Genomic DNA, 23,601 nt, shown 5'->3' on the forward strand with positions numbered 1-23,601 from the left:
AAGGGGCAAGGGGGATGGGTGGTTCAGACAATATGACACCGCAGGAAGAGATCGAAGCGCTGATCGCGCGGGTCGCCATGGCTGACAGAAAGGCCTTTCGCGACCTCTATTCTCGCACGTCGGCGAAACTCTTTGGCGTGAGCGTTCGTATCTTGAAAGACGAAGCGCTGGCCGAAGAGGTCCTGCAGGAAGTTTATGTAAAACTCTGGGATCGGGCGGGCGCATACCGAAGCAATGGATATTCTCCCATGACCTGGCTGATCACGATCACACGGAACGCCTCCATCGACCGCCTGCGCAAGGCGCGTCGTGAGGGATCTGCCATGGCGCCGGTGGATATTGCCGAGCGTTTGTACGACGACGCGCCGGGACCAGCCCAGCAGGCGGAAATGCGGTCCGAGGCGAAGGCGTTGCAGGCGTGCCTGTCAGAACTGCCTCTGGATCGGTCCGAGATGGTGCAGCGTGTGTACCTGCAAGGGCTGACCTACCAGGAGATCGCAGAAGAAACCGGGATTAAGCTGAACACCGTACGCACCTGGCTACGGCGAAGCCTTATGCAACTGAGGGAGTGTCTGGGCGGATGACCGATGAACCCCTCACAGATGAACCCGGCGAGATCGAAACCCAAGCGGCTGAATATGCGCTGGGTTTGCTTTCCGGCGACGAGCGTCTGACCTTCGAGGCACGCATGGCGCAGGATCGCGACCTTGCTCAGGATGTTGACGCGTGGACGGAGTACTTTGTCACGCTGACCGATGGCATGCCATCCAAGACACCGCCGGCGCGCGTGCTGAAGCGAATCGAGTTGGCGGTCCATGGTGCGCCTGAGCCGCCCATATGGCGGTCGCTGGTGCCCTACCTGATGGGGGCCGTTGGCGGCGCGCTGATCGCTTGGGCTGTCTTCATGTCGGGCATCTTGATCGAGGCGCCGGGCGATGGGCGTATCCGGGCTGATCTTGCACCGGCGGAAGGACAATTGGCCTTTGCGGTGCTGATCGACCCACCGTCCCACACGGTGTCTTTGGACTTGACCGAAGGGGCCGTGCCCGAGGGACGGTCGCTGGAGGTCTGGCTGATCCCTGCCGGGGCTGAGCCCATTTCGCTGGGTCTGGCGACCGAGGACGGGACCTTTGCCACGCGCTTGTCGGACGCCATGGCGGCGCGCGTTCCGGGGGCGACCCTGGCCGTGACGGACGAGCCTGTTGGCGGGTCCCCGACGGGCGCACCGACCGGGACGATCCAGGCTGCCGGCGTGCCTATTCCACTGTGATGGTCAGCTCTTCCGCGGTGGGGCGTTGCGCCTCACCAGCCCATCGAGGACCAGAACGTCGAAAGGGTATCCAATGACCGTGGTCGCCGCGGGCATCATGGGATGGACCGGCTGACTGTAGCGCAAGAGACGTGAGAAGAGGTCGGCACGAAGGGGAACCGGACGCACGGCGTCCGGACCGGTGAGCCGGCAGGAGGTCTGGCGATCAGGCATGGGTTTCTTTCTTCTCGCTGTGGTTGCAAGTGAAGTGTCGCCGTTAAACTTGGCAATAAAACGGCGGTGAGAGGGTGATCCGGCATAAATTGTCAGCTGACAATTCAGCGAATGCGCCGTTTCATGTATGATTCAGGTAAAGTTCTGCACGAAAGCTGGTTTCCGGTCGCGTTTCACGCCTTGAGCACGGGACTGTCGAAAGAGTGACGAATTTTCTGCGAGCGTGCGAAAAGTTCCGGAAATCCGGCGCAAAATGACGCCTCCATCGCATAAAACCAGACTGCGTTTGATGGATGATTTTGGGTGTTTCTGGTACAGTTAGCCACCGGCTTGGACCAAAACCTGAATGGTGGCTTCGGTGGTGGGCTCTTTTAGCCTTGAACGGGACATTTCGTGCATGAAACGCGCGGGATTGGATGCTTTGCCCAAGTGTCGCGGGCTTTAGGCAATTGCACCTCGCACCGCGCCATGTCCCTGATATAAGTGTGCCGTCAGCTGAACAGGGGGAAAGACATGTCCGGAGAACTCTCGCCCATCGACAAGGCCAAGTTTGTAGCGGCCAAACAAGCGGCGGAATTCGTGGAATCCGGAATGCGTGTCGGCCTTGGGACGGGGTCGACCGCGGCATGGCTGGTGCGGTGTCTCGGGGAAAAGGTCCGCGAGGACGGTCTGCGTTTCAAGGGTGTGCCGACCTCGACCCGCACGGCGGAGCTTGCACGGGATGTGGGGCTGGAGGTCATCAGCCTCGACGAGGCAAAGTGGCTCGACATGACCATCGACGGCGCGGATGAATTTGATGAGGATCTGAACCTGATCAAAGGGGGCGGCGGCGCGCTGTTGCAGGAAAAGATCGTGGCCACGGCCAGCGACCAGATGATCGTCATCGCCGACGCCGCCAAGGAAGTGCAGGCGCTGGGTGCTTTCCCTCTGCCGCTGGAGATTATCCCGTTTGGCTGGCAAACCACGCAGGCGCTGATCGAAGAGGTTCTGGTGTCGATGGACGTGATGGGGCGGCAGACCACGCTGCGCATGAACGGTGCGCGGCCCTACATCACGGATGAGGCGAACCATATCCTCGACCTGCATTTGTCGCGCATCGGCAATCCGCGCCAGCTGTCGATGGTGCTCAACCAGATCCCCGGCGTTGTGGAGAATGGGCTGTTCATAGATATTTGCGACAAGCTTGTGGTGGGGCACAGTGACGGGCGCGTCGAAGTGCGCGACATCAATGAGGGTACAGTCAGCGAAAGCCAGCTGGCCTTTGTCGAAGACGACAACCTTTTCAGCGACATCTGAAGCGGAGCAGGCATGGCGGAGGCACCCAGCTTCGAGGCGACGCTGTCCACGGGGCGCGGGGCGTTGTCGCGCGTGCATGAGGCCATCGCCGTTGTGTTGCTGAGCTGGTTTTTATGGCGTCTTTTTCAGGATCTGCAGCAGCCGGATTTGTCCTGGTTCTGGATCGGTTTCAATCTGCTGGTCGTGATGATGATCGCCGGTTTGCTGATTGCCCATGTGCGGGGCCTGATCCGCCCGAGCGTGACGGAGGTTCTGCGCATTGATGCGGATGGCCTGCATTTGCCGGATCGGCCGGGCAAGGGGCAGGGCGCGCGCATCCCGTGGGGGGCGGTCACCAGTGTCGAGCTGAACCGCGTCGGCAGCCATCTCGTGCGCAGCTACGTCACCCATGGGCATGGCAGCGCGCAGCGGGTCGACGTTTTGCCGTTTGCGCGCCTCGATCACGTTCGGGCCCAGGACGCGCTGGGCGTCATCAAGCACTACTGGCCGGATGCCAAGCTGCCCGCGCAAGAGCAAATGGCGCGCACCGCCGGGAGGTGAGAGCGGCGGCTCTGGCCTTCTGCGCCGCCGCATGAAATACCTCCCGCCAAGTTAATACTCCCAGACTTACGGAGCGGATCATGAGCGAATTCGACTACGATCTCTTTGTCATCGGCGGCGGCTCCGGCGGCGTGCGGGCGGCGCGTGTGGCCGCCGGCGAGGCGGGCGCAAAAGTGGCGCTGGCAGAGGAAGACCGCTATGGCGGTACCTGCGTCATCCGCGGCTGCGTGCCCAAGAAGCTGATGGTTTTTGCCAGCGAATACCGGGACATGCCCGCCGCTGCACGTGCCTACGGCTGGGACATCCAGGACGGCCAGTTCGATTGGACGACCTTTCGCCAGAAGTTGAACGCCGAGCTTGATCGTCTCGAAGGGGTGTATCGCAAGTTGCTGGCAGGCTCCGGCGTAGAGACGTTTGACGCGCGCGCGACGATCAAGGATGCCCATACCGTCACGCTGTCCACCGGCGAGGAAAAGACAGCCAAGCACATTCTTGTGGCCACCGGCGGGCGCCCGATGCGCCCGGACATGCCGAACGCACATCTGGGCATGGTGTCGGACGATATTTTCCATCTCGAAACGCTGCCGAAGCGGGTCTTGATCGTGGGCGGCGGCTACATCGCCTGTGAATTTGCCTGCATCCTGCATGGCCTGGGTGTCGAAGTGACGCAGTTTTATCGGGGCGCGCAAATCCTGCGTGGCTTTGACGACGAAGCGCGCGGCCTGATCGCGGAGGCCATGTCGGACCGCGGCATCGACCTTCATACCGGGACAACCATCGTCGAGATGCACAAGATCGGGACGCCGGAAGCCGAGAACATGGGCGAGGCGCCGGTAGATGATGTGCAATACGGTCTTGCCGAAGTTGAAGAAGCTGGCAACGGCCCGCTGCGCGTCAAGGCGACCAACGGCACGATCCGCGATTTCGACGCCGTGTTCTTTGCCACCGGGCGCAAGCCGAACACCGATGATCTGGGAATCGAGGGTCTGGGGCTTGAGCTGGGGCGCAATGGCGCGATCCAGGTGGACGAATACAGCCAGACCGGCGTGCCCTCCGTCTATGCCATTGGCGACGTGACCGACCGTGTGAACCTGACACCGGTGGCGATTCGCGAGGGCATGGCCTTTGTGAACACGGTGTTTCATGGCAACCCGACGCCGGTGGATCACGAGCTGATCCCAAGCGCGGTGTTCACGCAGCCGGAGATGGGCACCGTGGGCCTGACCGAAGAAGCCGCAGCCGAACAGGAGGAGGTGGAGGTCTACTGCACCTCGTTCCGTCCGATGCAGACGGCCTTTGCAGATGGGTCAGGACGTGTTTTGATGAAACTTATCGTCTCAAAGGCGAACCGCACGGTTCTGGGCTGCCATATCGTGGCGCCGGGCGCGGGGGAAATGATCCAGCTGGCCGGAATTGCCGTAAAGATGGGGGCGACCAAAGAGGACTTTGACCGCACCGTCGCCGTGCATCCGACCATGTCGGAGGAGATCGTCACGATGCGCAACCCGACGCGCACTGTGTGATACGGTCTTGCGCCAACCCGGCAATCTGTCGGGCTGGTGCCGTGAATGCCGCAGGTGATGGAGGTTGAATTCCACGCCGGCGTGCACAGGTATGATTATGATACGTGAATATATTGAATTCAAAGAAGGGTAGAGCTTCATGGCAGGAAACAGCGGCGGCCCCTGGGGGGGTGGTGGCAACCAGGGTGGCGGCAATGACCAGCGCCCACCTTCGGGTGGTGGTGGCGGCGGACGTCGTCCCGAGGACAACCAGATCCCCGAGATCGACGAGCTGATGAAGAAAGGCCAGGAGCAACTGCGCGTTCTTATGGGCGGTCGCGGCGGCGGGAAGGGGCGTTCAAATGGTCCCTCCGGCGGCGGTGGCGGCGGTCCGCACATCTCCAAGGGGATGATCGGTCTGGGTGCTCTGGTATTGGTGGGCATCTGGGCGTTTTCGAGCTTTTACACCGTGAAGCCCGAAGAACAGTCGGTTGAATTGTTCCTTGGTGACTATTCCAGCACCGGCGAGCCGGGTCTGAACTTTGCCCCCTGGCCCTTTGTCACCTATGACAAGGTCAATGTGACCTCCGAGCGGACGGAAACCATTGGCGGCGGACGCTCCGACGGTCTTATGCTGACCACCGATGCGAACATCGTCGACATTGATTTCCAGGTGGTCTGGAACGTCGCTGATCCGGCATTGATGTTGTTCAATATCGCAGATCCGAAGCTGACGGTTCAGGCGGTGTCCGAATCCGTGATGCGCGAGATCATCGCGGCGTCCAACCTTGCGCCGATCCTCAACCGTGACCGTGGGCTGATTGCCGATACCGCGCGCGAGAATATCCAAACGACGCTCGATGAATACGAAAGCGGCATCCGCATCGTCCGTGTCAACCTGCGTGGCGCTGAGCCGCCCTCCGAGGTGATTGATGCGTTCCGCGAAGTGCAGGCTGCCGAGCAGCAGCGTGACCGTCTGGAACGCGAAGCGGACGCTTATGCCAACCGTGTGGTCGCAGAGGCCCGTGGTCAGGCTGCGCAGACCCGCGAAGAAGCTGAAGGCTACCGCGCGCAGGTCGTGAACGGTGCTTTGGGTGAGGCCGCGCGCTTTACCTCTGTTCAGCAGGAATACGCGCAGGCGCCGGAGGTCACACGCCGCCGCCTGTACCTTGAAACCATGGAAAAAGTGCTGGGCGACGTGGACAAGATGATCCTCGACGAAGCGCTGACCGGTGGCGAAGGCGGCGTCGTGCCGTATCTGCCGCTCAACGAGCTTAGCCGTTCGTCCGGTCAATCCGGCCAGTCGAACTGAGGGAGGGCTTAGAGATGAACAAGACAACTTATATCCTGCCCGCCATCGTCGTGATCTTGGTGGTGCTGCTGTCGTCGATCTTTGTGGTCGATGAGCGTGAAAAAGCGCTGGTGATGCGCTTTGGCCAAATTCAAAGCGTCAAGGAAGAGCCCGGTCTGGGCTTCAAGATGCCCCTGCTGGACGAGGTCGTGACCTATGACGACCGCATCCTGTCGCTGGACACCGAAACCATCGAGGTCACTCCTTCGGATGACCGCCGTCTCGTGGTCGACGCCTTTGCGCGGTATCGTATTCAGGACGTGGTACAGTTTCGTCAGGCTGTCGGTGTTGGCGGCGTGCGCGTGGCCGAAGATCGTCTGCAAGGTATTCTGAACGCGCAGATCCGCGAAGTTCTGGGTGCCGATCAGGTCACGTCCGACACCATCCTTTCCGAGGACCGCGGCAATCTGATGATCCGTATCCGGGATCAGGCGCGGGGCGAGGCACGCTCGCTGGGTCTGGACGTGGTGGACGTGCGGCTGAAGCAGACCAACCTGCCGACGCAAAACCTTGAAGCGACCTTTGCCCGGATGCGGGCGGAGCGTGAACGGGAAGCGGCCGACGAGATCGCCCGTGGTAATGAGGCGGCACAGCGCGTGCGCGCGCTTGCGGATCGTACCGTGGTGGAAACCCTGTCGGAAGCCGACCGTGAAGCCAACGTGACCCGTGGTGAAGCGGACGCCGAGCGGAACGCGATCTTTGCGGACAGCTATGGTGCGGACCCTGACTTCTTTGCGTTCTACCGGTCCTTGCAGGCCTATGAGACTGCGATCCAGGGGGGCAATTCCACCATGGTGATGACGCCGAACAGCCAGTTCTTTGACTACTTCAAGAATGAGGGTGAGATCACCCCGACATCGCCGATCGAAACGCCTGAAACGTTGCAGAACGTCCAACCGGCGGCTGATCCGGTGGCTCCGACGGCTGAAGATGTTTCGCGGGACATGGAAGCCGAAGAGCAAGACACCAGCGATGCGGTCGATGGCCCGGCCACCGACACATCCCCGGTGGGCGAGCCTGTCGAGGACACCGGTTCAACTCAAACCGATGCACCGGCCGAGCCGGAGACATCCGAGGAAAGCAACTGATCCAATGGGTTTCAGTGACATCGCAACGGGAATCGGCATGGTTCTTGTGATCGAGGGGCTGGTGTACGCACTGGCCCCTTCGCTTGTGGAGCGACTGCTTGAGGCGCTGCGCGAGATGCCGTTGGAGGCGCGGCGCACTGTGGGCCTCTTGTCGGCTGTGACCGGCATTCTGGTCTTGTGGCTGGCGCGCGGCTGAGACCTGCGTCCGGCGGGATTTGCCGCGTCATGCTATATTGCGTCATGCCGGGTGCCCGGTGGCAGCTTTGCTGGATCGCCCGCGCGCGGTTCACTCACTGGCCGTCACTTGGGCGTGAGATAGCCGACATATAGCTTTGGTGTTGCGCCTTTGCGCTTATGTAAGACACACTGAAGACAGAACGCAGGGCAGCCGTCGCCTGAGGGTGGGGGCAACTGGCCTGACCAGAGACAAGGAGATCTCTTTGAAACCGCAAGTTATCGCGCAGACTCGGGAGGATGCGACGCCGCTTCGGCTGTTTTGGCTGACGACGCTCTCGATGGTCCTGATCCTTTCGCAATCGCTGATGGCCCACGCCCGTGGCGCGCCGGAAAGCTTCGCCGATCTGGCGCAGCGTATCAGCCCCGCCGTTGTGAACATCACGACCACGACTACGGTTGCAGGCCGCACCGGTCCGCAGGGTATCGTGCCCGAAGGGTCGCCGTTCGAGGATTTCTTTCGTGACTTCCAAGAACGGCAGGGCCCGAACGGTCAAAGCCCGCGTCGCTCGTCAGCACTGGGCTCCGGCTTCGTCATTTCCGAAGACGGCTACATCGTCACCAACAACCACGTCATCGAAGGCGCGGATGAAATTCAGATCGAGTTTTTCGAAGGCTTCGAATTGCCTGCGGAGCTGGTCGGCACCGATCCGAATACGGACATCGCGCTGCTGAAGGTCGAGGCCGACAACGCGTTGAAATACGTCAACTTCGGCGATTCCAACACCTCTCGTGTCGGGGACTGGGTCATGGCCATGGGCAACCCGCTTGGTCAGGGCTTCTCCGTGTCTGCCGGGATCGTATCGGCGCGCAACCGGGCGCTGTCGGGCACCTATGATGACTACATCCAGACGGACGCGGCCATCAACCGTGGCAACTCCGGCGGACCGCTGTTCAACATGGACGGCGAAGTCATCGGTGTGAACACGGCGATCCTGTCGCCCAATGGTGGCTCCATCGGCATCGGCTTCTCCATGGCGTCGAACGTGGTGACCCGCGTGGTGGATCAGCTCAAGGAGTTCGGCGAAACCCGCCGCGGCTGGCTGGGCGTGCGGATCCAGGACGTGACCGAGGATGTGGCCGAAGCGCTGGCACTAGCCGACGCCAAGGGCGCGCTTGTGTCCGACGTGCCGGAAGGTCCCGCCATGGAAGGCGGCATGAAAGCAGGCGATGTGATCATGTCCTTTGACGGCGTCGAGGTGGAAGACACCCGCCAGCTTGTCCGGACCGTGGCGAATACGCCGGTGGGCAAGACGGTGCGCGTGGTCGTGAACCGTGAAGGCGAAACCCAGACGCTGAAGATCACGCTGGGCCGCCGCGAAGAAAGCGACAATGCCATTCCCGCCTCCGCCGACATGCCGGCAGATGAGCCGCAGGAAATGGAGGCGATCGGTCTGACGCTGGCGCCGTTGACGGACGAGCTGCGCGAAGAGCTGCAGGTGCCGGCTGGCATCGACGGTCTGGCCGTGATGTCGGTGGACGAGACAGCGGAGGCCTTTGAGAAGGGGCTGCGCGCTGGCGATGTCATCACCGAGGCTGGTCAGAGTGCCATAAGCACCGTGGGTGAGCTGGAAGACCGCGTGGCGGAAGCCGGCGACGAAGGGCGCAAGTCCATCCTGCTTCTGGTGCGCCGCGGTGGCGACCCGCGCTTTGTCGCGCTGGGGCTTGGCAGCGAGTAAAGCTTGGACACAAAATGACAAAGGGCGTCCGAGAGGGCGCCCTTTTTCGTTGCGTGGTTATTCTGCGATGGTTTTCGCCCGTTTTGTGGCGGCGCGCAGCCCATCTGCCAGTGCGTCCCGCATCGGACCATCGCGGAGCACGGTAAGCCCGGCGGCGGTGGTGCCTGCGTAGTCGATCATGTCCTGTACCATGGCCTCTGGCGCGCGGGGATCGTCAGCCATTGCGATGCCGGAGGCGAGGAAAAGCTGTCTGACCGCTGCGTTGGCGATTTCCTCTGGCACGCCCTCTGATCGAGCATGGTCGGACATCGCGGCGGCGCAGGCGGCAACGAAGCCGGGCACCGGGCCGGTCAGCGCGGTAAACACGTCGATATGGTGCTCGTCGGTGACTTCGGCCGCTTTACCGAGGGCGCCGAACAGATGTTGCGCAAGGTGGCGGTCGGCGGCAGTGCTGGCGGCGCTGGCAATCCACGGCGAAAAGGCAAGGCGCTGGGCGGCGGCCGGGCTGCTCATGGCGCGAATGATGCGGGCGCTGCCGAAGAGGCTGGACAGCCGGTCTTGGGTGGCGCCGGCCACGACGGACAGGATCGGCAGGTTTGGGGCGTGCATCTTCACGTTCGGCAGCGCGTCCGGAGGCACGCAGAGCAGCAGAGCATCGCAGCGGCTCACGAGGGCCTGCGGATCGGTGACGACCTCTACGCCCGGCACGTCGCTGGTGCCGCTCCGGGTGGCAATCAGCAAGCTCTCGGGCGTCAGGGTGCCGCTGTCCAGCCATCCCCGTGCCATGGCCGCGCCAAGCATCCCGCTGCCGATCAATCCGATTGTCTGTGTCATGGGGCGTCCTCCTTGGGTTGCCTGACGATGGCGCAGAAAGTGACGTCGGGAAAGCCGCAAATCTGCCGGGCCTGTCAGCCCTTTGGATCGGGGAGGTCCACCGTAATCAGCCCGAGAGAGCGCGCGGTTTCCAGCGACAGCTGCGCACTGTCGAGACCGCGTTCCTTTTGGTAGCGGTGAATGGCGGCGGAGGTTGGCGCGTCAATCCGACCAGTGACATTGCCGGCAAAGTAGTCGCGGGCCGCCAAGGCACGTTGCAGGGACGAGATGAAGTCCGGCGTCAACTGGTGGCCGCAGACGGCCTCGAATATGAATTGGGACCGCTCTCTCACGACCTTGGGCACCGGCGCGCGACGATAGACGGCGGGCGTGACGACCGTGCCATCCTCGGCGATTTCGGCCTGGATGACCCTGACCTCGCCCATGACCTGTTGGTAAACGGCGGGGGTTTCCTCGCGCGCTTGGCACCGTCCGTCCGAAAGGGCGATGACAGGCGTGGCGAGCGGCACGGGGGACAAGGCGACGGGCTGTATGTCGGAATAGACCGTATCGTCCGTCCCGGAATTCGAAGGCCCATCCATGCAGGCAGCGGTGGCGGACAACAAAAGCGCGCAGAAGGCAGCCCGGCGGCGCGCGCCGGTCCAGACGAGACGCGCGGCGGGGCGCGTATCGGGCTTGGGTGTCACTGCTTTGGCCTCTTTCGTGCCTGTTGTCCGGCGAAACGCTACCGTATTTCCGGGCCTTGTGGAAGCGTGGGATCCAGCAGCCGGTCGAGCAGTTGCGAAATGTCCTCAATCTCCTCGGCGATGACATGGGACACGCCATGATCCCGCTGCAAGCGTCCGGTGACGCGCAGCATCCGTCCGGCGATTACCGCGCGGCGAAACCGTTCGTACATGGCGCGCCAGACGATGATGTTCACCACGCCGGTCTCATCCTCCAGCGTCAGGAAAATCACGCCCTTGGCGGTGCCGGGGCGTTGCCGCAGGATCACCAGTCCGGCCACGGTGATGCGGGCCCCCAATGGCGGACGCGAGAGGAGCTCTGCGGGGATGGCGGAGGGGGGGCGGGGCCAATTCATGAGAACATAAATAGAACATTTGAGCGATTCCGCCAATCACCTCTGCGTGGTTTTCAGGCGTCGCATTTCACTTCTGCCGGAGAACGTGCAAAAGGCGCTGGCAGAGAGACGTGGGGATGTCTAATCATGCCCGCGATCAAACGGAGAGGAGCGGTGAAATGGCAAAGATTACATACATCGAGCATAACGGGACGGAACATGTGGTGGAGGTCGCCAATGGCCTGACCGTCATGGAAGGCGCACGGGACAACAGCATTCCGGGCATCGAAGCGGATTGCGGCGGGGCCTGCGCGTGTTCGACCTGCCACGTCTACGTGGACCCGTCGTGGGTGGAAAAGCTCCCTCCGCGTGAGGATATGGAAGAAGACATGCTCGACTTCGCCTACGAGCCCGACCCGACCAAGTCGCGCCTGACCTGCCAGATCAAGGTGACCGACGCCCTGGACGGTCTGGTCGTGCGGATGCCGGAAAAGCAGATCTGATGGGCTGGGCGGTCCCCTCGGGGCCGCCCGCACAAGCGCCGCGTAAACCGTGGCGCATCTGGCACGCGCTCGCCCGCGGCGCGTGTCTGGCCCTGGCGCTTGTGGTGGGCGCCGCAGCGGTTGAGGCCGCGCCCTGTATCACCGGGGCGCGCTATGTGGACCCGGTCACGCGCTATGGTCACAACGTTTTGGGCGGAGGCGGCGAGTTCGGCGGCCTTTTGTTGCAGACCAAGGACATGGACGGCACCCTGCGACGGGTGCGGGTGACACTGCCTGAGGATCGGGTGTTCGAGGACATTGCGCCTTTGGTCAGCGATCTGGGGCCTGACGGCTGTGCCGAAGTGATCGTCGTCGAAAGCCAGATGACGCGCGGCGCGCAACTGGCGATCTATGACGGCACGGGGACCAAGGTGGCGGCAACCCCGCACATCGGCCAGCGCAATCGGTGGCTGTCGGTGATCGGCGCGGCGGATCTGGATGGTGACGGTGCGGTGGAGATCGCCTATATCGACCGCCCTCATCTGGCAAAGACCTTGCGGATCTGGCGCTACACCGAGGGCAGGCTGACCGAAGTGGCGACGCAAGGGGGGCTGACCAATCATCGCATCGGCTGGGATTTCATCGCCGGTGGCCTGCGCGATTGCGGGCAGGGACCGGAGATGGTCCTGGCCTCTGGCGACTGGCGGGACCTGGTGGCCGTAGACTTCGACGGTACGGTGCAGGTGGCGCGGATCGGCCCCTACAGCAAAGCGGCCCTGAAGACCGCCATGGACTGCCGATAAACTGGCTCTCCGGCTTGCGTTTGGGTCTTTGCTTTTCCGGCGCGGCGCATTAGGCCTGCTGCCCATGCGTATACTCTTTCTTGGCGATGTAATGGGCCGCTCCGGGCGGCAGGGGATCGTGGACCGGCTGCCGGGACTGCGGACGGACTGGAAACTCGACTTCGTTATCGTGAATGCCGAGAACACCACCAATGGGCACGGGCTGAGCGCAGCCCACGCCAAGGAGATCTTCGAGGCTGGCGCCGATGTGATCACCCTGGGCGACCATGCGTTTGACCAGAAAGAGATGCTGACGCACATCGAAAGCGACACCCGGATCGTGCGGCCGCTGAACTTTGCCCGGCAAGCGCCGGGGCGCGGTGCCGCGATGTACAGCGATGCGCGCGGGCGCAAGGTGCTGGTGGTGCAGGCGTTGGGCCAAGTGTTCATGTCGCGCAATTACGACAGCCCCTTTGCCGCCGTGGACGAGGTGTTGAAACGTCATCCGCTGGGCGGGCAGGCGCAGGCCATCGTGTTGGACATGCATTGCGAGGCAACATCCGAGAAGATGGGCATGGGCCATTTCTGCGACGGGCGGGCAAGCCTTGTGGTTGGCACGCACACACACGTGCCCACGGGCGATGCGCAGATCCTGCCGAAGGGCACGGCCTTCTTGTCCGACGCGGGCATGTGCGGCGACTACAATTCCGTGATCGGTATGGAGCCGGCCGAGCCGTTGCGCCGCTTTGTCAACGGCATGTCGAAAGGCCGGTTCGAGCCTGCCAAGGGCGAGGCCACGCTGTCGGGTGTGTTCATCGAGACCGACGACCTCACCGGCAAACCCAAGTCCATGGCCATGGTGCGCCAGGGTGGGCGGCTGGTGCAATGCGGACCGTCCTGACGGCAGCTTGCCCCTGGATGCTCAGACGGACAGCAGCGGATGACACGTCGGGGCATCGCCTGTGCATCCCGCTTGTGCCCACCTGCATGGCACTGCAGACTACGTCCGTTTGACGAGCAGCATACGCGAGGCGGGAACAGCCGAAATGGGATGGATTGATTTGAACCAACAGGCGGAGGCCTGGGTTGCCATCGCGGTTGTGGTGGGCATGTTCGTGCTCTTTATCCGCGAGGTGTATCCAACCGAAGTCACGGCCATCGGGGGCGTCGCGGCGCTGCTGTTGTTCGGGGCGTTGCCGTATGACGATGCACTGAGTGTGCTGTCGAACCCGGCCCCCTGGACCATCGCGGCGATGTTCATCGTCATGGGCGCGCTGGTGCGGACCGGGGCGCTGGATGCGTTCACCGCCTATGCGCAGCGCAAGGTGGCCGTGCGGCCACGTCTGGGGATGTCGGTGATCCTGATCGTGGTGGTTCTGGCCTCTGCGGTGATGAACAACACGCCGGTCGTGGTGGTGATGCTGCCTGTTTTCGTGCAGATCGCCGGGCAGTTGAAAATCGCGCCGTCGAAGCTTTTGATCCCGCTGAGCTACGCCGCCATCATGGGCGGCACGCTGACGCTTATCGGGACCTCGACCAACCTTTTGGTGGATGGTGTCGCGCGTGCGCAGGGGTTGGAGCCCTTTGGCATCTTCGAGGTCACGCCGGTGGCATTGATCCTGGTGTCCGTGGGGATGTGCTATCTGTTTTTCGTGGCGCCGAAGATGCTTCCGGAACGGATGAGCATGGCGGGGATGCTGTCGGATCGGTCGCGGATGAAGTTCTTTACCGAAGCCGTGGTGCCGCCGGAGAGCAACATGATCGGGCGTGAAGTGCTGAGCGTGCAGTTGTTCAAGCGCGAGGGGGTTCGGCTGGTCGACGTGGTGCGTGGCGATGAATCCCTGCGACGCAACCTTGAAAACGTGACGTTGCAGGTGGGCGACCGCGTGGTCTTGCGCACACAGATGACCGAACTTTTGTCGCTGCAACGCGACCCGTCGCTGAAGCGGGTGGATCAGGTGTCGTCCAAGGAGACCAGCACGGTCGAGGTCCTGATCACGCCGGGTTGCAAGATGGTTGGCCGCTCCCTTGGCGGGCTGCGTCTGCGGCGGCGGTTCGGGGTGTATCCGCTGGCAGTGCACCGCCGGAACCAGAATATCGGGCGGCAGCTGGACGAACTGGTGGTGCGGATCGGGGACACTCTGCTGCTCGAAGGCAACCCGGAAGACATCAAGCGGCTCGCTGATGAGATGGGGCTGGTGGACGTGACACAGCCATCCGCGCGGGCGTTTCGGCGCGGGCATGCGCCGGTGGCCCTGGCCGCGCTTGTGGGCATCGTCGTGCTTGCCGCGCTGGGGATCGCGCCGATCCTTGCGCTGGCAGTGGTGGCCGTGGCCGTGGTGCTGCTGGGACATTGCATCGACAGCGAGGAGGCGTTCAGCTTTGTGGAAGGGCAGCTGCTGGCGCTGATCTTTGCCATGCTGGCGGTGGGCGCCGCGTTGGAGCACACCGGCGCGGTGTCGATGATCGCCGGCGCCGTGGCGCCACTGATGGACGGCATGCCGCCCTGGGCTCTGGTCTGGGGGATTTACCTGCTGACCAGCCTGCTGACCGAAACGGTGTCCAACAACGCGGTCGCCGTGGTCGTGACGCCGATAGCTGTCAGCATCGGGTCGGCGATCGGGGTCGATCCACGGCCGCTGGTGGTTGCGGTGATGGTGGCGGCGAGCCTCAGCTTTGCCACGCCGATCGGCTATCAGACCAACACGCTGGTCTATGGGCCGGGGGGCTACAAGTTCACGGATTTCGTGAAGGTCGGCTTGCCGCTGAACCTGATCATGGGGGCGCTGGCGGCGCTGTTCATCCCGGTGTTCTTTCCGTTATGAAACGCACGAGGCAGAGCTTTCGGGACCGGGCCGGTCGCGAAAGGTCATTGATAGCGTTGAACAAAAGCCGATAGCAGTTTTTCGGGATGGGTCACATCCGCCGCGCGGCACATGTCGATCAGCGCGTCTGCGGTCTCCGGCGGGAAGTAGCCCTTGTGCCGGTAAATGCGGATGCGGGTTTCGAACCCACTGGCGTCGGCCTCCGGGTGGAATTGCGTGGCGTAGACGTTCTGACCGTGACGGATCACCTGGTACGGACAGCTGTCTGCACGGGCCAGATGCGCCGCGCCCTCTGGCAGATGTTGCACCGCTTCCTTGTGTCCGACAAATGCGTCGAACCGAGCGGGCAGGGCGCGCATCAGCGGGTCGGCCTGGCCGTCTGTGGTCTGGGTGCAGGTGACGGCGCTCACGGATTCGCCATAGCGGGCCTTTGACACCTCTGCACCCAAGTGGTGGGCCAGGATGCCTATGCCGTAGCAGCAGCCCATGAAGGGCAGGTCGTGCCCGGTGATCGAAGGCATCAGGGACAGGCAGGCGGCCTCGATCCGGGCCTCGACGGGGTCCTTGGTGTCGGCGGGATCGGAGACGCAGCCCGGACCGCCGCCGACGATCACGCCAGCATAGTCGCGCGGGTCCAATGTGGCGGGGAGGTCCTCTCGGTCGAGCTGGAGACGGTGCACCTGCGCCTCGCGCAGACCGCCCTTGTCGAGGATCGCGTGATATTCATCGTCGCTCGCCTCTGTTTCGGGGCGCAACTGGAGGAGAAGAAACCGGGCCATGACGCTGGCTTACGCGCGGACAGGACGTCGCGCAATGGGTGGCCTTGGCAAGAGGGGCGTGGATGGATTATAGAGACGCGAATTTTCAAACAGTCTACCCGAAGAGGCGAGATCATGGCCGGCCATTCCAAATGGGCAAACATCCAGCACCGCAAGGGCCGTCAGGACAAACTGCGGGCGAAAATCTTCTCCAAGTTGTCGAAGGAAATCACCATCGCGGCAAAGATGGGCGATCCCGATCCTGAAAAGAACCCACGCCTGCGCCTGGCAGTCAAGGAAGCCAAGGGCCAGTCCATGCCCAAGGACAACATCGAACGCGCCATCAAGAAGGCCATCGGTGGCGAGGGCGAAGAATACGAAGAAATCCGCTACGAGGGCTACGGCCCGAACGGTGTTGCGGTGATCGTCGAGGCGATGACCGACAACCGCAACCGCACCGCCTCTACCGTGCGGTCGACCTTTACCAAGAACGGCGGCAATCTGGGCGAGACAGGCTCCGTCGGGTTCATGTTCGAGCGCAAGGGCGAGATCATCTATCCGGCAGACGCAGGCGATGCCGACGATATCATGATGGCGGCGATCGAGGCCGGGGCCGAGGATGTGGAATCGTCCGAGGATGGTCACGTCATCTATTGCGCCGACACGGATCTGAACGAGGTGGCGAACGCTCTGGAAGCCGACCTTGGCGAATCCGAGTCGACCAAGCTGATCTGGAAGCCGACCACCACAACAGAGATGGACGTGGACGGCATGACCACGCTGATGAAGCTGGTGGATGCGCTGGAAGAAGACGACGACGTGCAGCGCGTCACCACCAACTTCGAGGCGTCGGACGAAGTCATGGCGCAGCTCGACGGCTGAACGCGGTTCGTGAGATGTGAGAGCGCGCGGTAGGGGAGCCTGCCGCGCGTTTTCTATTGCGGGATCGGCAAAAGCGCGTTTCGCGCCGCCCGTTGCAGCGCCTTGGTCAACGGGCGCAAGGCCGGGCCGAGGTGGCTGCTGACCTGCCAATACAAGGCCACGTCGCGCGGGCTGTCTGACAGCGCGATCAAAGTGCCTTTGGCAATGTGCTCCTCCACCAGCGGCAGGGGATTCAGCCCCCAGCCCAGCCCTGCGACGGATGCCGTCACGAAACCATGTGTCGAGGGCAGGATATGGACGGGCGGTGCGGGGGCGTCTGGAAAGACATCCGCCAGCCACCCCCTTTGCAGGCGGTCCTTTCCGGAGAAATCCAGCATCGGCGCTTTGCCCAGCGTGGCGGCTGTGACGGCGTCCGGGAAGTATCGCTTTGCAAAGCTTGGCGCACAGGTCGCGATATAGCGCGTGACGCCGAGCGGCAGCACATCACATCCCTGGAGTGGCGCCGCGCGGGTGGTTATGGCGGCGCACACTTCTCCCTCGCGCAGAATGTGGTGCGCGGCGGTCTCATCCTCGATCACGATATCGAACAGGAAGTCCGTTTCTGCCAAGGCCGGAATGGCCCAGGTGTCGAGGCTGTCGGCGTTCAGCGCGATTCTGACGCGGGCCTCGGCGACGCGGCCCAGATCCTGTGCCAAGGCCGCATCCAGCAGGGCCAGCTCCCGCGCGTGGCGGCACAACCGTGCCCCGGTGGGCGTGGCACGGGCGGGGGATTGCCGCAAAACCAACGGGGCGCCGACGCGATCCTCCAATGCGCGAATGCGTTGCGACACGGCCGAGGGCGTGATCGCCAGCTCCGCCGCGGCCCCGTCAAAGGCGCCGAGGCGAAGCACGGCCTCCAAAGCGGCAAGTTGGGCTGGATCGTACATGCTGCGGGACCTCGTTTGGATTAGAGTTGCTTCACCAGTTTTAGAATCCTTAATTTGCTTAATCCAGCGGTGCTGCGTACCTGCAGGCGACGACGACAAGGAGCATGAGACATGCAGGCCATCTGGTCCTCTTACCTGCCGGGATTTGCCTTGGCCTTTAGCCTGATTATGGCCATCGGCGCGCAGAACGCGTTTGTGCTGCGGCAAGGTTTGCGCCGCCAGCATGTGCTGCCTGTGGTGTTGGTGTGCACGCTGTCCGATGCCCTGCTGATCACCGCAGGAGTGGCCGGGTTCGGGGCGCTGGCGACGGCGGTTCCGGGGCTGGAATTGGCGATGCGCGTCTTCGGCGCGGCCTTCCTGGTGTGGTACGGCGCACGCACACTTTGGTCGGCCTGGAAGGGCGGAGAGGCGCTGGAGGCCGGGGAGGGCGCGCAGAGCCGCCGCAAAGCCGTGCTGACCTGCCTCGCGCTCACATGGCTCAACCCGCATGTCTACCTCGACACGGTGGTGCTGCTGGGGACGATTTCCGCCCGCTATGATGCGGTGCCATTTACGTTTGGCGCGGTGACCGCCTCGACCACCTTCTTCTTTTCGCTGGGATTTGGCGCACGGGTTCTGGCGCCGGTGTTCAAACGTCCGGCAGCCTGGCGCGTGCTGGACCTGTTGGTCGGACTGACCATGTGGGCGATTGCCGTGTCCCTGACCTTGGGCTGAGGCGGGCATCCGTCATACAGGGCGGCATATCGCGGCTTGAGCATCAAGAGCTTGGCCTGGGTGGCCTTGGTTCAATGCGCGAGGCGGCGGTCACAGTCGCTGAGCGTGCAACGAACCGCGGGCAGGTGCCGGGATTGTTCTCAAACCGCGAAAAGTCCGCACCTTGGACGCAATTGCGCCTTGTTTCATGGGCATTTCTTGATCTGTAAACAGTGATTTTCAGGAGTGTGTAAAATGTTTGCGGATAACAAGTTGACTGAAGACATGATCGAGATCGAAGCCTTCCTGTTGCGTGAGCGCGAGAAGGTTCTGTCGGATGCGGAATGGCGCTTTCGGATGCGTGGTTACGGCTACAACCTGCGCCGCACGGACTGTGGTATCGAAGTGGCGCGCCTGCCGCAGAACCGCGTCCTGGGCACGCTGAAATTTTGAAGCTGACGTATTTGCCAACACGATAGGTGCGTCCCATGCGGGGCGGGCCGGATTTTTGTCGAACGGACCGTCGGGACTGTATCGGGCATTTGACAGCCGAAAAGCTGTTGATTTTGCATGATGGGACATTTTCGGCGTGCTTCCCGGCACGAAAAGGGACGCGCGTTAAGCATACTTACCGGCAAGGCTTGATCTGGCGGTTTGCGTTGGTCAGCTTAGCGGTATGTTAAACTTTGTAAAAATTCTTGCGCTTATCGCTTTGGCAGGACCAGCGTCCTCTGAAACCCGCGTGGTGTTTGGTCCGGCGGAGGTGTTGGATGCCGGGCACCTGCGTGTGCGCGGACAGGCCTTCAAACTGTCGGGGATTTGGGCACCAGCGGTGAACCATCAGTGCGACCACGGCTGGGCATGTGGGGCTTGGGCTGCTGGCGAAGTTGCCGCGCGCTACGACGGACGAGATGTCCTTTGTGTCGAAATGAAACCTGAAATCAATGAGGTAACAGAGGCCGTTTGTCTTGATGGCAGGCGCGAGATTGGCGCAGATCTCGTGGCATCTGGCTTGGCATTTGCCCCGGCACAAGGCCCCTACGGGCGTGAGGTCGCGCGGTCCCGCCGTGTTGGAGCCGGGCTTCGCGCCTTGGGCGTTCATGGCACGTCTCAGGTTCACCCCCCGCGGAAGGCGCAGCCCCGCATCCAAAGCGCGAAGATGACTCAGTGACACGGCGCAGGCAGTTTTAGCGTTAAGGTTGACGACCTTTTTACATTGTACTCGCCAGATGCTGTGGCGATATAAAGGGAATGTTAAACTCCGTTAACCAAATGCTCCTGGTCGTCACGCTTGGCGTGTCGATCTTGTGCGCCTCCCATGCCTCTGCCACTGATCTTGTTGGTTCCGTTCGCGTAATTGACGGCGATACGATCGACGTTGGCACCGCGCGTGTGCGCTTGCATGGTTTAGATGCGCCGGAGCAGGGACAACACTGCGGGGCTGGCGGCTCCGGTCATTGGGCTTGCGGTGCTTGGGTGACTGAAAATCTGCGTCAAATGGTCGACGGGCGGATGGCGCGTTGTGTCGAACTTGACCGGGATCGCTATGACCGAATCGTCGCGCGATGCTTTGTTGACGGCGAGGATGTTGGTGAACAGATGGTGAGCCGCGGGTTTGCCGTGGCTTTCACGCGGTACTCCATGGACTACACAATGCATGAGACAGCTGCACGTGAGGCCGGGCTTGGGCTTCATGCGGTCGCATTCGATCCGCCGGCGCAGTACCGCAAGCGATCAGCGCAGAAGGCCACAAAAAGCGCGCAAAAAGAATGCGTTATAAAGGGCAATATCAGCCGAAACGGTGCTGAACGCATTTATCATATGCCGGGGCAGCGCGATTACAAAGCGACGCGGATAAATCTGTCAAAGGGCGAGCGCTGCTTTGACACGGCAGAGGATGCGCGGCTTGCGGGCTGGCGTCCCGCAAAACGCTGAGCGTCTGCTGTAAAACCTTAATCATGATCGGCCAGACGGATCGAAGACCGCATGCGGTTGTGGGGCGCTCCTCGCGCCACCCGATCGGCACGTGGTGTGACCTGCGACGCGACACCGCGACAAATCCAAAGATGCCCTATATTACTGGATGAATATCCAAGCAAAGCCCCAAGGAGGCACGCAATGGCTGGAGGATGGAGCCGCGACGGAGCGGAAAATGAACAGATGGAAGCTTCGATCCAGGAAGAGTTGGAGCGGATGAAGCTGCGGCGCGCGCCTGTCGGAGAAAGCCTGATGGACTGTGCTGAGTGTGGTGAGGAGATCCCCGAGAAGCGGCGCGTCGCTTTGCCCGGCGTAAAGTTTTGCGTGGACTGCGCTGCCGAGCGGCAAGGGCGCGACGTGCGGCAATCGTCGTACAATCGACGGGGATCGAAAGACAGCCAATTGAAGTAAGCGCTGGCGGCTTGTCCGCATATCCGCGCTGGTCTCTGCCGGCGCAACCCTGCATTGACAGCTCCGCACCGATTTGATTTTCCAGAGTTTTGGGCACTGCGCGGCCCGATCGGAAAATTGAGAGTCCAAGATGCCGCATCCAGATCAACCGAAGACACGTCTTGGGCGCCAGCTTGCTGCGGGGGTGCCGCAGAAGGTGGTGAGGGACGTATGGAACCGCTTTCGCTACGGGCCCGGAGCGCCCCTCAGTGACGAGCGTATCTACATTTCGCCTTGTGACATCAAATATGCGCACCGAGCGGTGGATCGTACGTACAGGCGGCGGGAAAGTGGCATGGTCGTCGCGGGCGACTGGGATCAATCGCGTGAACCGCTTCCCGAAACGCGGGCGGCACGGGTGATCCACGATCACTTTGTAAAAGGCATGAGCTGGGCCGAAACCGGCATCGTGGACTACCATCTGGGCAAGATCGCCGAGAAAGGCATTTCCGAAGGCGCGCGTACACTGGAAGAGATCATGGCGCGCTACGAAGATCTGGATCGGGTCTACGAAGATGCGCAGAAAACGGGCACATTACGTCCGCGCAGCGAGCTTCCCGGTCACTTGCGGCGCGAATACGAGGGTATTTTCTTTCACATCGCGCGGGACGGCGAACCGCTTCGTACCGGTGGCGGCAGGAACCGCTTTGCCATCGCGCGGGTGCTGAAACTGCCAAAGATCCCGGCACAGCTGGGCATCATTCACCCCGATGCTGTACGCGCAGGGTATCTGGAGCAGTTGCGTCGGCCGTGAGGGCTCAGGCTTTTTGAGGCATACGGGTGAAGGGCCGGGAAGGCCCTTCACGTTTAGCCAATGTCAGTCTTCCATCGCCTCGAGTTCGTCGATGAAGCCTTCGATCATCGACAGACCCTTGTCCCAGAACTTGGGGTCGGTTGCGTCCAGGCCAAAGGGTGCGAGAAGCTCTTTGTGGTGCTTTGAGCCGCCTGCCTTGAGCATGTCGAAGTACTTGTCCTGGAAGCCTTCGGGGTTTTCTTCGTAGGTCGCGTAGAGCGCGTTCACCAAGCCGTCCCCGAAGGCATAGGCATAGACGTAAAACGGCGAATGAACGAAGTGCGGGATGTAGGCCCAGAAGGTCTCGTAGCCTTCCATGAAGTCGAAGCCTTCACCGAGGCTTTCCGCCTGTACCGACATCCACAGCGCGTTGATGTCGTCCGGGGTCAGCTCGCCGCCGCGGCGGGCGTCGTGCAGTTTGCATTCAAAGTCATAGAAGGCAATCTGGCGCACGACGGTGTTGATCATGTCCTCCACCTTGCCGGCGAGCATGACCTTGCGCTCCTTCTGGTCCTTGGCGTTTTCCAGCATCTTGCGGAACGTCAGCATCTCGCCAAAGACGGAGGCGGTTTCCGCAAGCGTCAAGGGGGTGGAGGATAGCATTTCGCCCTGATCTGCTGCCAGAACCTGGTGTACGCCATGGCCAAGTTCGTGCGCCAGGGTCATGACATCGCGCGGTTTTCCGAGGTAGTTCAACATGACGTAAGGGTGTACGTCGGTGACTGTCGGATGGGCGAAAGCGCCGGGCGCCTTTCCCGGTTTCACGGCAGCGTCGATCCATCCTTTGTCAAAGAAGGGCGTCGCGATTTCGCCCATACGTGGATCGAAGGCGTTGTAGGCGTCCATAACCATCTCGCGCGCTTCGGGCCAGTCGATGACGCGATCGGTTTCCATCGGCAGCGGCGCGTTGCGGTCCCAGACCTGCATTCGGTCGAGGCCAAGCCACTTGCGCTTCAATTCATAGTAACGGTGAGACAGGCGCGGGTAGGCCTCGACCACGGCATTGCGCAACGCCTCGACGACTTCGGGTTCCACATCATTGGACAGGTGACGCCCGGTCTGAGAGGTGGGCATGCCGCGCCACCGGTCCATAACCTCTTTCTCCTTCGCGGTGGTGTTGTGGACGCGTGCGAACGTACGGATGTTTTCACCGAAAACGCGTGCCAGCTCATGCGCGGCAGCTTCGCGTTTGCTGCGGTCTTGATCGGTGAGGAAGTTCAGCGTGCCCTCGATCCCGAGTTCTTCGCCGTCGATCTCGAAGGTCAGTCCCGCGATGGTTTCGTCGAACAACTTTTCCCAAGCGTCGCCAACCACGCCCATGTCATGCAGGAACTTCTCCATCTCGTCAGAGAGCTGGTAAGGTTTCAGCGCGCGGATGCGGCGGATGGCGGGTTTGTAGCGCGCAAGGTCAGCATCGGCATCAAACAGGGCGTCCAGTGTCGCATCGTCCAGCCGGTTGAGCTCCAGCGTGAAAAACACAAGTGGCGTCGTGTAGTTTGTTACCTTCTCCTGCATGTCGGAGAGGAACTTTGCCCGTTCCGAATCCACCGTCAGCTGGTAGTACCGCAACCCGGCGAAGGACATGATACGCCCTGCAATCGCCCCGATCTTTTCGTGGCGTTGAATGACGTCGAGAAACCCGGAGGCGTCGAGTGTGTCAAGCTTGCCTTCGTAATCCTCTGCGAAGGTCCGGCACGCGTTCTCCAACCAATCGAGATCCCGCTTCAACTCCGGCGCGTCAGGTGCCGGGTACAGATCGGTCAGATCCCACTCCGGCAGAGGGCCCAGATCCTTGCCGCCAGAAGTGGCATTTGCATCAAAAAGCGGACGGGGAAGCGAAAGGGGCATTTTGAACCTCGGATGATTGACGTTTGCATACAGACATAGGTGTGAGGTTGCGGGGATGGCAAGGCGCAGCGGGCTTAAAAGAATTGCGGACACCGAGCATCTCTGAGCTAACTCAACG

25 protein-coding genes are annotated in these 23,601 nt (G+C 62.1%); 19 read left to right on the forward strand and 6 right to left on the reverse strand.

What is annotated here, in order from left to right; translation table 11 throughout:
• Window positions 1-32 precede the first annotated feature (32 nt).
• The 9 genes from J4E08_RS10370 to J4E08_RS10410 all read left to right on the forward strand — a co-directional run bounded on the left by J4E08_RS10370 (window position 33) and on the right by J4E08_RS10410 (window position 9,173).
• A complete protein-coding gene (locus tag J4E08_RS10370; protein WP_183964049.1) occupies window positions 33-584 on the forward strand; it encodes a sigma-70 family RNA polymerase sigma factor in 552 nt (183 codons plus the stop codon).
• Complete coding sequence (locus J4E08_RS10375) at window positions 581-1,270, forward strand: anti-sigma factor (RefSeq protein WP_349538399.1); 690 nt, start codon at window positions 581-583, stop codon at window positions 1,268-1,270. The genes J4E08_RS10370 and J4E08_RS10375 overlap by 4 nt, the downstream gene beginning before the upstream one ends.
• Window positions 1,271-1,996: 726 nt before the next feature.
• Entirely contained in the window at window positions 1,997-2,779 is a 783-nt protein-coding gene (gene rpiA, locus J4E08_RS10380; protein ID WP_349538400.1) for a ribose-5-phosphate isomerase RpiA, read from the forward strand.
• A 12-nt stretch (window positions 2,780-2,791) separates the two neighbouring features.
• Window positions 2,792-3,319: a hypothetical protein gene (locus J4E08_RS10385; protein WP_349538401.1), complete on the forward strand. Its 528-nt coding sequence runs from the start codon at window positions 2,792-2,794 to the stop codon at window positions 3,317-3,319.
• A gap of 80 nt (window positions 3,320-3,399) precedes the next feature.
• The gene (gorA, locus tag J4E08_RS10390; protein ID WP_349538402.1) at window positions 3,400-4,842 is read left to right on the forward strand and encodes a glutathione-disulfide reductase; all 1,443 of its coding nucleotides are present in this window, start codon (window positions 3,400-3,402) and stop codon (window positions 4,840-4,842) included.
• Window positions 4,843-4,981: 139 nt separating this feature from the next.
• The gene (gene hflK / locus J4E08_RS10395) at window positions 4,982-6,133 is read left to right on the forward strand and encodes an FtsH protease activity modulator HflK (RefSeq protein WP_183963085.1); all 1,152 of its coding nucleotides are present in this window, start codon (window positions 4,982-4,984) and stop codon (window positions 6,131-6,133) included.
• A 14-nt stretch (window positions 6,134-6,147) separates the two neighbouring features.
• Window positions 6,148-7,260: a protease modulator HflC gene (hflC, locus tag J4E08_RS10400; protein WP_349538403.1), complete on the forward strand. Its 1,113-nt coding sequence runs from the start codon at window positions 6,148-6,150 to the stop codon at window positions 7,258-7,260.
• 4 nt (window positions 7,261-7,264) lie between these two features.
• Window positions 7,265-7,456 (forward strand): DUF2065 domain-containing protein, encoded by a 192-nt coding sequence (locus tag J4E08_RS10405; protein ID WP_183963083.1) that lies wholly within the window; start codon window positions 7,265-7,267, stop codon window positions 7,454-7,456.
• Window positions 7,457-7,700: 244 nt separating this feature from the next.
• Window positions 7,701-9,173 carry a DegQ family serine endoprotease gene (locus J4E08_RS10410; protein WP_502949259.1) on the forward strand — a complete coding sequence of 491 codons (1,473 nt, stop codon included), beginning with the start codon at window positions 7,701-7,703 and terminating at the stop codon, window positions 9,171-9,173.
• Window positions 9,174-9,230: 57 nt separating this feature from the next.
• Here J4E08_RS10410 and J4E08_RS10415 read toward each other — a convergent pair whose 3' ends face one another.
• The 3 genes from J4E08_RS10415 to J4E08_RS10425 form a co-directional block, all read right to left on the reverse strand.
• Window positions 9,231-10,007, reverse strand: a complete 777-nt coding sequence (locus tag J4E08_RS10415; RefSeq protein WP_349538404.1) for a pyrroline-5-carboxylate reductase family protein — start codon at window positions 10,005-10,007, stop codon at window positions 9,231-9,233.
• 74 nt (window positions 10,008-10,081) lie between these two features.
• Window positions 10,082-10,693 (reverse strand): peptidoglycan-binding domain-containing protein, encoded by a 612-nt coding sequence (locus J4E08_RS10420; RefSeq protein ID WP_349538405.1) that lies wholly within the window; start codon window positions 10,691-10,693, stop codon window positions 10,082-10,084.
• Between the two features lie 38 nt (window positions 10,694-10,731).
• Entirely contained in the window at window positions 10,732-11,088 is a 357-nt protein-coding gene (locus J4E08_RS10425; protein ID WP_349538406.1) for an OB-fold nucleic acid binding domain-containing protein, read from the reverse strand.
• Between the two features lie 158 nt (window positions 11,089-11,246).
• On the opposite strand from J4E08_RS10425, the gene J4E08_RS10430 reads away from it, so the two are divergent.
• The 4 genes from J4E08_RS10430 (at window position 11,247) to J4E08_RS10445 (ending at window position 15,156) form a co-directional block, all read left to right on the forward strand.
• Window positions 11,247-11,570, forward strand: coding sequence for a 2Fe-2S iron-sulfur cluster-binding protein (locus J4E08_RS10430; RefSeq protein ID WP_183963080.1), 324 nt, complete (start codon window positions 11,247-11,249; stop codon window positions 11,568-11,570).
• Entirely contained in the window at window positions 11,570-12,352 is a 783-nt protein-coding gene (locus tag J4E08_RS10435; RefSeq protein ID WP_349538407.1) for an FG-GAP repeat domain-containing protein, read from the forward strand. The genes J4E08_RS10430 and J4E08_RS10435 overlap by 1 nt, the downstream gene beginning before the upstream one ends.
• 64 nt (window positions 12,353-12,416) lie before the next feature.
• On the forward strand, window positions 12,417-13,232 hold the full coding sequence (locus J4E08_RS10440) for a TIGR00282 family metallophosphoesterase (protein ID WP_183963079.1): 816 nt from the start codon (window positions 12,417-12,419) through the stop codon (window positions 13,230-13,232).
• A 145-nt stretch (window positions 13,233-13,377) separates the two neighbouring features.
• Window positions 13,378-15,156, forward strand: coding sequence for an SLC13 family permease (locus tag J4E08_RS10445; RefSeq protein WP_349538408.1), 1,779 nt, complete (start codon window positions 13,378-13,380; stop codon window positions 15,154-15,156).
• 44 nt (window positions 15,157-15,200) lie between these two features.
• Here J4E08_RS10445 and J4E08_RS10450 read toward each other — a convergent pair whose 3' ends face one another.
• Window positions 15,201-15,935 carry a glutamine amidotransferase gene (locus J4E08_RS10450; protein ID WP_349538409.1) on the reverse strand — a complete coding sequence of 245 codons (735 nt, stop codon included), beginning with the start codon at window positions 15,933-15,935 and terminating at the stop codon, window positions 15,201-15,203.
• A gap of 114 nt (window positions 15,936-16,049) precedes the next feature.
• Here J4E08_RS10450 and J4E08_RS10455 point away from each other — a divergent pair, with 114 nt between their 5' ends.
• Window positions 16,050-16,796, forward strand: coding sequence for a YebC/PmpR family DNA-binding transcriptional regulator (locus J4E08_RS10455; protein ID WP_349538410.1), 747 nt, complete (start codon window positions 16,050-16,052; stop codon window positions 16,794-16,796).
• A gap of 53 nt (window positions 16,797-16,849) precedes the next feature.
• Here the strand turns inward: J4E08_RS10455 and J4E08_RS10460 are convergent, their stop codons facing one another.
• The gene (locus J4E08_RS10460; RefSeq protein WP_349538411.1) at window positions 16,850-17,722 is read right to left on the reverse strand and encodes a LysR family transcriptional regulator ArgP; all 873 of its coding nucleotides are present in this window, start codon (window positions 17,720-17,722) and stop codon (window positions 16,850-16,852) included.
• A 111-nt stretch (window positions 17,723-17,833) separates the two neighbouring features.
• On the opposite strand from J4E08_RS10460, the gene J4E08_RS10465 reads away from it, so the two are divergent.
• From J4E08_RS10465 to J4E08_RS10485, 5 genes are all read left to right on the forward strand, one after another.
• On the forward strand, window positions 17,834-18,436 hold the full coding sequence (locus J4E08_RS10465; RefSeq protein ID WP_349538412.1) for a LysE/ArgO family amino acid transporter: 603 nt from the start codon (window positions 17,834-17,836) through the stop codon (window positions 18,434-18,436).
• A 234-nt stretch (window positions 18,437-18,670) separates the two neighbouring features.
• Complete coding sequence (locus J4E08_RS10470; RefSeq protein ID WP_183963073.1) at window positions 18,671-18,868, forward strand: hypothetical protein; 198 nt, start codon at window positions 18,671-18,673, stop codon at window positions 18,866-18,868.
• Window positions 18,869-19,687: 819 nt separating this feature from the next.
• The gene (locus J4E08_RS10475; RefSeq protein ID WP_349538413.1) at window positions 19,688-20,350 is read left to right on the forward strand and encodes a thermonuclease family protein; all 663 of its coding nucleotides are present in this window, start codon (window positions 19,688-19,690) and stop codon (window positions 20,348-20,350) included.
• 183 nt (window positions 20,351-20,533) lie between these two features.
• Window positions 20,534-20,803, forward strand: coding sequence for a DksA/TraR family C4-type zinc finger protein (locus J4E08_RS10480; RefSeq protein ID WP_183963071.1), 270 nt, complete (start codon window positions 20,534-20,536; stop codon window positions 20,801-20,803).
• Between the two features lie 301 nt (window positions 20,804-21,104).
• Window positions 21,105-21,596: a hypothetical protein gene (locus J4E08_RS10485; protein ID WP_349538414.1), complete on the forward strand. Its 492-nt coding sequence runs from the start codon at window positions 21,105-21,107 to the stop codon at window positions 21,594-21,596.
• Between the two features lie 63 nt (window positions 21,597-21,659).
• Here the strand turns inward: J4E08_RS10485 and J4E08_RS10490 are convergent, their stop codons facing one another.
• Entirely contained in the window at window positions 21,660-23,483 is a 1,824-nt protein-coding gene (locus J4E08_RS10490; protein ID WP_349538415.1) for a M3 family oligoendopeptidase, read from the reverse strand.
• Between the last annotated feature and the right edge of the window lie 118 nt (window positions 23,484-23,601).

The sequence above is a fragment of the Sagittula sp. NFXS13 genome (assembly GCF_040148795.1).
GTDB classification, from domain to species: domain Bacteria; phylum Pseudomonadota; class Alphaproteobacteria; order Rhodobacterales; family Rhodobacteraceae; genus Sagittula; species Sagittula marina.